This is a genomic window from Saccharibacillus sacchari (genome assembly GCF_037722395.1).
GTDB lineage: Bacteria > Bacillota > Bacilli > Paenibacillales > Paenibacillaceae > Saccharibacillus > Saccharibacillus sacchari_A.
Map to the genome: position 1 here is coordinate 342,714 of NZ_JBBKAR010000016.1, position 11,162 is coordinate 353,875.

At 53.2% G+C, this 11,162-nt stretch carries 10 protein-coding genes; 2 read left to right on the top strand and 8 right to left on the bottom strand.

The features are described from left to right. Positions 1–5: 5 nt before the first annotated feature. The 4 genes from WKI47_RS05725 to WKI47_RS05740 all read right to left on the bottom strand — a co-directional run bounded on the left by WKI47_RS05725 (position 6) and on the right by WKI47_RS05740 (position 5,231). Entirely contained in the window at positions 6–1,898 is a 1,893-nt protein-coding gene (locus WKI47_RS05725; protein ID WP_340226193.1) for an HAD-IA family hydrolase, read from the bottom strand. A gap of 110 nt (positions 1,899–2,008) precedes the next feature. Continuing rightward, positions 2,009–3,355 (bottom strand): ABC transporter substrate-binding protein, encoded by a 1,347-nt coding sequence (locus WKI47_RS05730; protein WP_340226194.1) that lies wholly within the window; start codon positions 3,353–3,355, stop codon positions 2,009–2,011. Between the two features lie 77 nt (positions 3,356–3,432). Continuing rightward, positions 3,433–4,248, bottom strand: coding sequence for a carbohydrate ABC transporter permease (locus WKI47_RS05735; protein WP_340226223.1), 816 nt, complete (start codon positions 4,246–4,248; stop codon positions 3,433–3,435). Between the two features lie 104 nt (positions 4,249–4,352). After that, positions 4,353–5,231, bottom strand: coding sequence for a sugar ABC transporter permease (locus WKI47_RS05740; protein ID WP_340226195.1), 879 nt, complete (start codon positions 5,229–5,231; stop codon positions 4,353–4,355). Positions 5,232–5,455: 224 nt separating this feature from the next. Here WKI47_RS05740 and WKI47_RS05745 point away from each other — a divergent pair, with 224 nt between their 5' ends. After that, complete coding sequence (locus WKI47_RS05745; RefSeq protein ID WP_340226224.1) at positions 5,456–6,001, top strand: GbsR/MarR family transcriptional regulator; 546 nt, start codon at positions 5,456–5,458, stop codon at positions 5,999–6,001. Positions 6,002–6,414: 413 nt separating this feature from the next. Here the strand turns inward: WKI47_RS05745 and WKI47_RS05750 are convergent, their stop codons facing one another. The 4 genes from WKI47_RS05750 to WKI47_RS05765 form a co-directional block, all read right to left on the bottom strand. After that, positions 6,415–6,738, bottom strand: coding sequence for a DUF3024 domain-containing protein (locus WKI47_RS05750; RefSeq protein WP_340226196.1), 324 nt, complete (start codon positions 6,736–6,738; stop codon positions 6,415–6,417). A 6-nt stretch (positions 6,739–6,744) separates the two neighbouring features. Continuing rightward, a complete protein-coding gene (locus tag WKI47_RS05755; protein WP_340226197.1) occupies positions 6,745–7,176 on the bottom strand; it encodes a hypothetical protein in 432 nt (143 codons plus the stop codon). Between the two features lie 188 nt (positions 7,177–7,364). Next, complete coding sequence (locus WKI47_RS05760) at positions 7,365–7,868, bottom strand: GNAT family N-acetyltransferase (protein WP_340226198.1); 504 nt, start codon at positions 7,866–7,868, stop codon at positions 7,365–7,367. A gap of 13 nt (positions 7,869–7,881) precedes the next feature. After that, entirely contained in the window at positions 7,882–8,466 is a 585-nt protein-coding gene (locus WKI47_RS05765) for a hypothetical protein (protein ID WP_340226199.1), read from the bottom strand. Between the two features lie 244 nt (positions 8,467–8,710). Between WKI47_RS05765 and WKI47_RS05770 the strand changes: the two genes are divergently transcribed. Beyond that, the gene (locus WKI47_RS05770; RefSeq protein ID WP_340226200.1) at positions 8,711–10,924 is read left to right on the top strand and encodes a bifunctional alpha,alpha-trehalose-phosphate synthase (UDP-forming)/trehalose-phosphatase; all 2,214 of its coding nucleotides are present in this window, start codon (positions 8,711–8,713) and stop codon (positions 10,922–10,924) included. Positions 10,925–11,162 lie beyond the last annotated feature (238 nt).

Sequence of the window (11,162 nt, forward strand, 5' to 3'; positions counted from 1 at the left end):
TCAGATTAAGCCTGCGGCACGGAAACCGGAAACTTCACCGTATACTCCGCACCGGCAATCCAGGAACGCGTGACAAAATCCCGGCCGCGAACGACAACCCGATCGGCGTAAATCTCGACCTGCAACCCTTCGCTTCCGGTCAGGTGCTCGTCTCGGTCCGTCCACAGGTAAGCGACCGATGAGGCGTTGAACATAGACGGCATCGCGCCCTGCCCGTCGTACATCATGCGCTTCGCACTTAGTTGCCAATGCGTATGACCCGTGAACAAGATCGCTTGCGGATAACCGGACAACACTTTTTTCAATGCTTCGTCCTGATTCACGCCGTACCAGCCTTGCTCGCTCATTGAACCAGCTACCGTATCGCGAACCGGTTGATGCAGAAAAATAAAGATCGGTTGATTGGGCGCAGCCTTTTCAGCCAATCGATCCTGCAACCAGGTCAATTGGGCTTCGGACAGATCGCAATCTTTCGGATGAGGACTCTCGCTGCCCAAGAATATAAAGTGATACCCGCCAATCCAATGAGCGTGGTAAGGAGCCGCTTCGCCTGTTCCGTCGGCAAAACGACGCATGCGACGCTCCCACAGCGCTCTCGCTCGGCCCGAAGTCGCATCGGAACTACCAAGACGTTCCGCCATACCCGCCAGATCCAATCCCATCTCGGCGGCAGCTTCAGCTAGCGATTGCGCCGCATTCAACGGTTGTTCAGTCTGTTGCTTACTGCCCGGGAAATGACCGTCCAGCGCATCCTCCACCTCAAAGTCCGGCAAAGCGCTCAGATCAACAGGGTTTCCGCCTTCTTCCCACAATACGGTCCCGATATCATGATTGCCAAGCGTCACATATAATCCAGGCAGGTTGGCCGGACGTCCATTCCAAATCCGACGGAACTCGGCATATTCGCCCGCCAATCCGCGATCCGTCACGTCTCCCGCGTGCATAATCCCGAGGCTTCCTTCGCAGTACGAAGAAATATCCTGCAACGCTTGTTCAAAATGCCGATTGTGAATATGGCCTGCTTTATCTCGAACATGCGTATCTGTGATCACCTGAAAGGTAGCCAACAGCCGTTGAGCGCTTTCTGCGCCTTGTTGTTCTTTTGAGTTCATATCGATTCCCTCCCTATAAATGAAGTCACCTTCGAGCAGCCATTCAAACGAAGGTACCGTCAAATCCGCCAGCTTCAGAACACCAGGCTCGCCGATCCCGATCTTCCGTGCAGCGCCTGCCGCCCGCGCCATTTCCATATCTCCGTCCGTATCTCCAATAACGATCGTCCGCTGTGGCGAAACGCCCAAACGCTCGCACGCAAGCAAGCACAAATCCGGATAAGGCTTGCCCCTCTCCGCCAGATCCGTGCCAATCACGTCATTAAAATAATCCTCGATGCCGAGCCAACGCAAATGAAGTCGCGCGCTGTCCGTATCGTCCGCCGTTACGACGGCCATCGGAATTCCCTGTAGACGGCAGCGATCCAAAAAGGCTTGAACCCCCGGCAGCAGACGTGCAGGACGAACCCGCTCCAGCTCATCATCCGCATGACGCAAGCAATCCCGCACGATCATTTTGGATTCGGCCCAGGACAGCCCGGCGCGATAGCCATGCCAAACAAGAATCGCATACATCTCATCCATCGTGCCCATCGCCAGCGGCCCACGCTTGTCGTAACCGGAAGTCCTACCTGTCGAGTCATGCTGTGTTCCCCAGATACCCGGAATATCTTCCTGTAAAATGACGAAGCCACGTTCGGCCAGCAATCCACGGAACATCTCGATGGCCGTATCCGCCCAAAAGCCCCACATCTGCGTGAAATCGAGCAGCGTGCCGTCTTTGTCGAACAAAATCGCGTCTGCGCGCAGCACGTCATACTCCCCCTCAAGCTTCCCCTTTTCCATGTCGTGCCCTCCCGTACTTCTGTAGTGAGTGTAAAAAAAACCGCAGGACGGCGCAGCCTGCGCCCCTTCTGCGGTCGGTTTGTTTCGATGCAAGTTCGGATAGCGTTCCGTTATTTCGAAATACGGTCCAGTTCGCTTTGCGCTTTCGCTTGTGCTTCTTTCAGCGCTTGCTCGGCAGGAACATTGTTGATCTGAACCTGGTCGGCCGCTACTTTCAACGCATCCGTGATCTTGCCTCCGGTTGGGTCCTGGAACGGAACCGACGCATGCGAAGCCTGCTGAAGCGGAACGCTGATTTGCGGATTTTTTTCGCTGAATGCTTTGAATGCCGGATCGTCAAGCGCCGACTGCCGAACCGCGATATAGCCTGTTTTCATCGACCAGTCCGCCGTGTTTTCCGTCTGCATGAAGTACGTGAACCATTTGAACGCCGCTTGCTGCTGTTCAGGGCTGGCTTTGGCTACGATACCCGCTTGAATCGCGCTCGCGACCGGTTTGCCTTCGCCGACGCCTTCCCAACCCGGTTGCTCCATCGCGGCCACGATGCCGAAATCCAGATCGCCCTGGTCGCCGCTGGAACCCGTATAGCCCGCCGCTTTGTTTTTCATCACGTCGTCAATTGTTTTGTACCAGTATTCCCAGCCTTGGCCGCCGGAGTGGATACGCATGATCTGATCTTCGTGAATCCATTTGCGGAAATGCTCCCAAGTCTCGATCCATTCGGGGGAGTCGATCGTCACCGTTTTGCCGTCTTCGCTCAGCACGCTGCCGCCCCGGCTCAACGCCGCGTCGATCATATTGCCTTCGCCCCACATCGGTTCCCAACCGTAGAAAGTCGTTTTGCCGCCTTCCTTCTTCGTCATTTTCGCCGCCGCGTCAGCCAGAGCTTCCCATGTCGTCAAGCTTGCCGGGTCGATGCCCGCTGCTTCCAACGCGTCTTTGCGGTAATACATAACCTGCGTCGTGCCGTACATCGGCAGGAAATATTGTTTGCCGTCCACTTTGCCTTGATCGAGGAACGTTTGGACAAAGTCTTCGGCTTTGAAATTCGCGTCAGCCGCGATCAGGTCGTCGAGCGAAGCGTAATAGCCTTTGCGCGCCCAGTCGATATTCGAGCTGAGTACGGCTGCAGGGACGTTGTTCGACGCGATGGCGGCTTGCAGCTTTTGCTCCGTTTCCGTGTAATCCGCTTGAGCGATGCCTTTCACGATCACTTCGTCTTGCGAAACGTTGAACGCGTCGATCTTCGCCTTCATGTTATCGCCCAGATTGCCGCCCAACCCGTACCAGAATTCGATCTCGACCGGCTTGGACGATTCGGCTGCGGCCGGGGTTCCGCTTGCGGCGGCGCTCGGCGTCTCCCCTGTCGACGAACCGCAAGCGGCGAGTAGCGTAAAGCTTGCCGCGAGCAGCATGGACATACCGCTTTTCCAACTTCTTTTCAGACCTTGTTTCATTCTTTGTTCTCCTCCAATGGTTGTGGGATGTCCCTCTTTTATAGGAATCAATAGACGGAAACAATGCGTGCGGCGAATCAGTTCTTGTTGACGCCTGCGGACATATTGACGCTCTGCATAATGGTCTTCTGCGCAAAAGCGAACAGGACCAGCAGCGGCGCGATCGTGAATGCGCTGGCTGCCATGATCTGCGGCCAGGCCAATCCGTAAGCCCCGCCTTCGACGAAGAATCCGCGCAAGCCGGCAGACACGAGTCTCAAATCCGGATCTTTGGTAATCAGCATCGGCCAGAAGTAGTTATTGTACTGTTCGATAAAAGTAATCAGGATCATAACCGCGAACGACGAACGGATCAGCGGCGACATGATCGTCCACAAAATTCGGAAATGCGACGCTCCATCCAATTGTCCGGCTTCGACCAGCTCATGCGAGACTTGCATAAACGCTTGGCGCAGCAGGAAGATCGAGAATACGCTGACGCTGTTCGAGATAATCAATCCGGCGTACGAATCCAGCAGATGCAATTCGTTCAGGATCATGTAACTCGGCAGATAAACGGCTGTGGTCGGAATCATGTAGCCCAGCAGCACCATCGCGGTAAAAGGTCCTTTGAGGCGGAATTTCATATGCGTTAGCGCGTAGGCCATCATGCTGGCGTTAACCACTTGTATCACGCAGATGCAGACCGCCACGAAAATGCTGTTGAACATATACCGGGCAAAAGGGGCCGAATTCCAAGCATCCGCGTAATTGCTCCAGTTGATCGATTCCGGCCAAAAGGTCGGCGGGAACCGCCAGATCTCGTCGTTCGTTTTCAAGCCGCTTGTGACCATCCAATAGAACGGAAAAGCCATCGCCAAGCTGACGACCACCAAGACGACATAACGGATCATACGGCCGATCTGTTCGCCGACAGGCACGATTTTGCCGCTACGTTCGCGTTTGTTTCCACGACCGAGTTCCCGTTCCTGCTCTACTTTTCTTGAATCGGTTATGTTCATGAGTAGTGCACCAGGCGTCGGCTGAGCAGGAACGAGAGTCCCGACAACAGTACGCAGATCAGAATGATGATAACGGCGATTGCCGAAGCTTCGCCGACGTTAAACGATTCGAAAGCCGATTGGTAGTACATATACAGCAAAGTGCGCGTCGATCCGGCCGGACCGCCTTGCGTCATGACATTGATCTGGTCATACGCTTGAAGCGATTGAATGGTCAGGATGATCGACAGGAACAGGGTTGTCGGCGAGATGAGCGGCAACGTGATTCCCCGGAACTTATCCCAAGCATTCGCCCCGTCTATCGCCGCCGCTTCCATCAGATCCTGTGGCAGGTTGCGCAGCGCAACCAGATAGAACACCATCGACCAACCGATCGATTTCCAGACCGTTACGATCATGACAGCCACCAGCGCCCAGGTCGAATCCTGCAACCAACCGACAGGCGAGATTCCAATCCAGCCGAGCAGCAGATTGGCAAGACCCACATCCGGTTCGAAGATCCATGACCAAGCAATCGAGACAGCGACGGTCGGCGTAACCCAAGGAGAGAACATCATGGCCCGGAACAATCCGGTGGAGCGCAACTTGCTATTCATCAGCAGTGCCAGCGCCAAGCCGCCCACAATAATCGGGATCACTGTGCCGAAGCCGAACAACAACGTAACTTTAAGAGCTTGATAGAAATCGGCGTGCGTCAGCAGATATGTATAGTTTTCCAAGCCGACGAACAATTTCTCCGGACTCATAAAGTCCCACTCGGTAAAGCTCAGGTAGACGATATAACCGAGAGGGCCAAACCAGAACACCAGCAGCGGCACGAGAGCCGGCAGTGTGAAGAGAATCGCTTCCCCTTCTCTGAATGCTTTCAGACGCAAAACTCCAACTCCTCTATGTTCAATTTTTTTTGATGACTGATGAATTCGGGCTTTGTGATATTGATACTTGCGATCCGTACAAACATGATTGTACAATCGAATTGAAAAACGCAGATTATCCCTATGTTAAATTGTCGAGCATTACTGTAAAAGTTGAGCAAAACGTTTTCGACCTTAAACGGTCCTAATTTCGGTTCAGGGGTGACAGTGTGGAAAAGGAATGGATGGAGACGATCCCGATGGCTTCCGTATCGCCACAGCGAAGCGAATTGCGGAAAAAAGTAATCGAATCTATTGCAACAACCATGGATCTGTACGGCGTCAATCATTCATTCGGTCAGCTCTACGGCATCATGTATTTCGAAGACCGACCGATGACGCTCGAAGAAATGAAGGATTATATGAACATGAGCAAAAGCAATATGAGCTATGCGGTACGTTCGCTAACCGAGTCGCAGATGATTTACAAACTTGACGAAAAACGCGATCGCAAAGATCAGTATGTCGCCGAAACCGACTTTTTCCGTACGTTCCGAAATTTCTTCGGGGCCAAATTGCAACGCGAAGTGGATGTGATGCTGGGGAGCATTCGCGAAGTGGTGCCGGAGCTGTCGGAGATCGTGCTATCGGAAGAAACTTCGGCTCAAGAACGCGAGGAAGCGCTGCGGGATTTGCATAAGATGCGGCATGCGGAGCAGTATTATGTATGGTTGCAAGGGTTTGTGGACCGGCTGCAAGGCGGAGACGCGTTTTTTACGGAGGGGGAATAAAGATCCTATTCGTTAGGGAAGCTTAGGGCGCTACGGGAGAAATTACAAGCCTATGCTTCCGAAGTGCATTTCTTCGAAATGCTTCACAAGACACTGTCTCGCTCGGAAAACTTGATTGAATTTAACTTACGTTGAAGCCGGGCATTCGCCCGGCTTCTTTTACTTGATAAGATGAATGCGTGGAATACGAATAACTACGTATATCCATTTATTTCGTCTGGATTTTCATTTTTCGAGCAAATAACTACATATGTCCATTTAAATCATCTGTATTGGACTTTTGGATGCTTTTTCTGCGCAAATAAATGGATATATGTAGTTATATAAAAAGCGTATCGCGAGCTATGTACAATAACTGGATATATGTACTTATTTGAAAAAGATCATCGGTTTATCTGTTCATCGAATCGACTCTAGAAAATCCCCAACTCATTCTCCGTCACCCGAGCGAGCTGGGCTTCGAACTGTTCGCTCGCCGCGATCTCCGGCACCAAATGCCAGCGTCCGCCGCTGTCCAGTCCGTAAACGCGCCAGCCCCCGGCATCCAAGCGGAACTGGGCGACAGGCAACTCGATCCAGCGTGTGCCGTCTTTGGAGGGACGCTGCTCAACCAACGTCAATTCGTCGCCTTCCAACGCGTAGCCGATACTCCGACGATTACGCAACTGTTCCCCGGCGGTGCTTTCCATGTACTGCTGCATGACTTTTTCAATGCGTCTTCTTGTAAAATCATCCATTGCCGCTTATCCTCTTTTCTCCAGCTTCTTTTTCAACTCAAGCTCAAGCGGCGACCCGGCTTCCACGCGACGATACGAGAGCGGCGGTCGGAAACCGAATAGATCGCGAAGTTCCGTCAACGGCATGGGTTCGATCTCTCGCAACGAAAGCAATGGCAGCGCATATCCTTTCGATACGCCTTGGAAATAATCGAGCGTATCCGCATACGAGCCAGCTTCGTCCTTTTCCGCAATCGCAGCCAATTCTTCCGGCGTTCCGATGATCGGGCGGCCGAATTCGGCGTAAGCCACCACAGCCGAAATCGGCGCCGCCAGATATAAAAAGGCCGATGTCTCCTCGTTCGGGAAACGGCGCCTGAATTCGTGCTGCTTGGTTCCTTCGCTCAAGCGCGCATACGGACCCGGGCGAAGACTGAGAATCAACGGGGCGCCGCTCATCGTAAAGCTCCTCCAAGAAATCGTACGCTATTTTTTGCTACATATTGCGTCATCGTCAGCCTCCTGGTTTTGGTTCTCGGATTCAATCTTATGCTCCAGAATACCACTTCCGTAACTTCGATTCGCGCCGTTCACGAATTTGTGACAGCTTCAATAGGAATCTTCGGAGTTCTGAGGAGTTGGGATCGTCATAACGCCGCGACCATCGTCATCGACGTGCCTTCCCAGCCGACTTCTTCAAATCCGAAATGCCGATACAGCTTCACCGCCGCTTCGTTACCGGGATCGACGCTGAGCGACACGCGCTTTACTCCCTGCTCCCGCAATCCGTCGAGCAAGCGGCTCATTAAGGCGCTGCCGATTCCTTGTCCCCGACTGCCGGACGTTAGCGCCATTCCCAGCTCCGGCACGTCCGGCGCGACATATCCGTACCCCCGATCGTTTTCCGGAAAAATGCGTGCGGTCGCCGAACCGAGCGGCGTACCGTTCACGCTCTCGGCAATGACGCCCAAGTCTCCTTCGCGACCCCAGTTTTCCATGTATTTGCGCATCGACGGTTCTTCCAGAATGCTTCGTTCAAACGGCGGTTCGCCTTCTTTGACATACAGCGATTCAAGCAGCATGTCCCATAAAAAAGGAATGTCTTTCTTTTCCGCGACACGTATCCGGTATTCGATCGGTTGTTTGTTCATCTGCGATCCCCTCTCACTTTCTACGGCTGCGAACCGCGATCCATCCGCCTGCGACAATTACGATCAAAGCGCAGCCGCCAAGTACGAAAGGAAGCCAGGAACGACTCGTTGCCGCTGCCTCATCTTCCATTTCCGTTCCGCCATCGGGCGGTTTTGCGAATGTCGTTCCCGTTCCAAGATCCTGTAAGTCTTTTATCACATCGGCATTCGTCTGCACGACTTCACCGGATCGGCCGCAGTTGGTGATCTCTTGTCTGCCATCGTGGTCATGCGTGTAAAGCAAATACGTTTTTCCTCGATCGAAGCCGAATTGGCAACTGCTCCAACTAGTGTACACCACCATCTCCGGTTGCATTACGCCTTTCCAGCTTTGATCCACGTCTAACGTCACGGCATTGTACTTTTCTTTGCGATCGTCTTCGAATTCTTCGATATGTTTGACTGTCCCTGTAAAAGTTGCCGCCGCTCTTTGTTTCGCATCTTCGGCATTTTCAGGGAATTCGCAGCTGCACGCCACCGCTTTTTGCATAGGCAAAACAAGCGGCAAAGATGCAAAACCCAATACGAGAGCGATTCCAAGTTTCCAGATTCTTCGCATCAGAAGACCTCCTCTGCATATCGTTGTTTCCCTTTTTTTTATAAGCGCGATAAAGGCCGTAAAAGTTCGATCTGACTCTTTTTAAAACGGTTCGCCCGCTTCGCCCCCTCTATCCATTTGAGTCTCGACGGTCAATTTCGGGTAATGAAAGAAGAATTGTTGAAAACCGCGCACTTCTTTCACTCATTTTCAACACATGTATTTTCCCCTATCCACCATTCGAGAAGGAGAGCTGGTCCATCCTATGAGCAAAACGATTTTTGTATCCAACCGTCTTCCCGTCACTGTCTCCAAGAACGAATCCGGCCTGGACTATAAAGAAAGCATAGGCGGTCTGGCTACCGGGCTTAAAAATTACCACGAGCAAGGCGACACGATCTGGGCCGGCTGGCCGGGCGTCTCGCAAGACGATCTGAGCGAGGAAGAACTGTCTTCGATCGCCTCCACGTTGAAAAGCGACTACAAATGTTTGTCCGTGCCGCTGACCTCCGACGATGTCGAAGAATATTACCACGGCTTCTGTAACGAAACGATCTGGCCTCTTTTCCATTATTTCACGAGCGCCGTCGAATACAAAAACGAGACGTGGGAAGCGTACAAACGCGTCAACCGCAAGTTTTTCGAAGCTGTTGATCCGCTGATCGGCGAAGACGACACCATCTGGATTCACGACTATCAACTGATGCTGCTGCCGCAGATGATCCGGGAAAAGCATCCTGACGTCAAAATCGGCTTTTTCCTGCATATTCCGTTCCCGTCGTTCGAAATCTACCGTCAGATGATCTGGCGCACGGAGATTCTCGAAGGCCTGATGGGCGCGAATCTGATCGGGTTCCATACGTACGATTACGTGCGCCACTTCCTGAGCAGCGTGCGCCGTTTGCTCGGTCACGAACACAGCCTGTACAAAATGCAGTTGGAGTCGCATATCGTGCAGGTGGACGCGTTCCCGATGGGCATCGACTACGATTATTTCGCCAACACGCCGACCCGCGAAAACGCGTCGCAGGAAACGCTGGACTTCATCAAAAGCACGAAAGACGTGCGGAACATCATTTCGGTTGACCGTCTAGATTATACCAAAGGCATTCCGGACCGGATCAAAGCGTTCAAGACCTTCCTCGCCAACTATCCGGAATATCGGGAAAAAGTCCGCTTGAACCTGATTATCGCCCCGTCCCGCGTCGGCATCGAAAAATACGACAACCTGAAGCGCGAGATCGAGGAACTGGTCAGCGAAGTGAACGGCGAATTCGGTACGTTCAACTGGATGCCGGTCTGGTTCTTTTTCCGTACGGTATCGCAAGACGATCTGATCGCGTTCTACCGCCACAGCGACGTGCTGCTCGTGACTCCTTTGCGCGACGGCATGAACCTGGTCGCCAAAGAATACGTCGCGTCGCGCACGGATTACAAAGGCATGCTCGTCATGAGCGAAACGGCAGGCGCGGCCAGCGAACTGGGCGAAGCGGTCATCGTCAATACGAATGACCACGAAGCGATTGCGGCGGGCATCAAAATGGCGCTCGAAATGCCGGAAGACGACAAAATGGACCGCAACAAAAACATGCACCGCCGTCTGTCCCGCTACAACGTCAAGTTCTGGGCGGAAGAGTTCCTGAACACGCTGCACGGATCGCCGGAAGAAAAGATCCATACCGAGCCGCTGACGCGCCTGACTTCCGGTTCGTCCGAACTGGAACTGTCTTACCGCAACGCAAGCAACCGCGTGCTGTTCCTCGACTACGACGGGACTTTGGTCGGCTTCAAACCGACGCCGGACCAAGCCCGTCCCGACGCGGAACTGAAGCAGTTGCTCACCAAGCTGACCGAAGATCCGAAAAACACGGTCGTCATCATCACGGGACGCGACCGGTTCACGGCGGAAAAATGGCTCGGCGACCTGAACCTGAGCATCGTCGCCGCGCACGGCCTGTGGTTCCGCAAACCGGGCGGCGAATGGATCAAAACGATCAATATCGACAACGAATGGAAAGAATCCATCCGTCCGATCATGGAAACGTACACCGACCGCACGCCGGGTTCGCTGATCGAGGAAAAAGACTATTCGATCGCTTGGCATTACCGCCAATCCGAACCGGATATCGCTGCCGTGAAGCGCAACGAACTCAAAGAAGCGCTCATGTCGATCACCCAATCCATGACCGTGGGCGTTCTGGACGGCAACAAAGTCATCGAAGTCAAAGACGCCCGCGTCAACAAAGGCCACGGCGCGCATCTGGTCTTGAGCCAGGATCATTACGACTTCGTGTTCGGCGCCGGCGACGACCGCACCGACGAAGACATGTTCGCCGCCCTGCCGGAAGGCTCCTACTCCGTTAAGATCGGCAAAGAAGTCACCGCCGCCAAATATCGCCTGAAATCTTCCCGCGATATCCGCTCTTTGTTGGCTAGATTCAACGAAGTATCCGGCGAAGTCTCGACGACGAAGCAATAATCTTTTGGCTTTTGGCTTCTTTGAAGCCTTTGCTCTTGCCTGTTCCCTTATTTTCCCTACCCCTGCTTTTCAAAAGCCTGGCCGCGCCTACAGCGCGGCCAGGCTTTTCGTTTGTCCGATCCGAACCGGCGAAGCGCCAGGCGGAGGGAGAAATTCAGTGAAAGACGCCTTTGAACTCGGAAAGATTCCACTAAAAATTTAAATCGACTTTTCCGAGTGAGACAGCGGCTTGAACGAA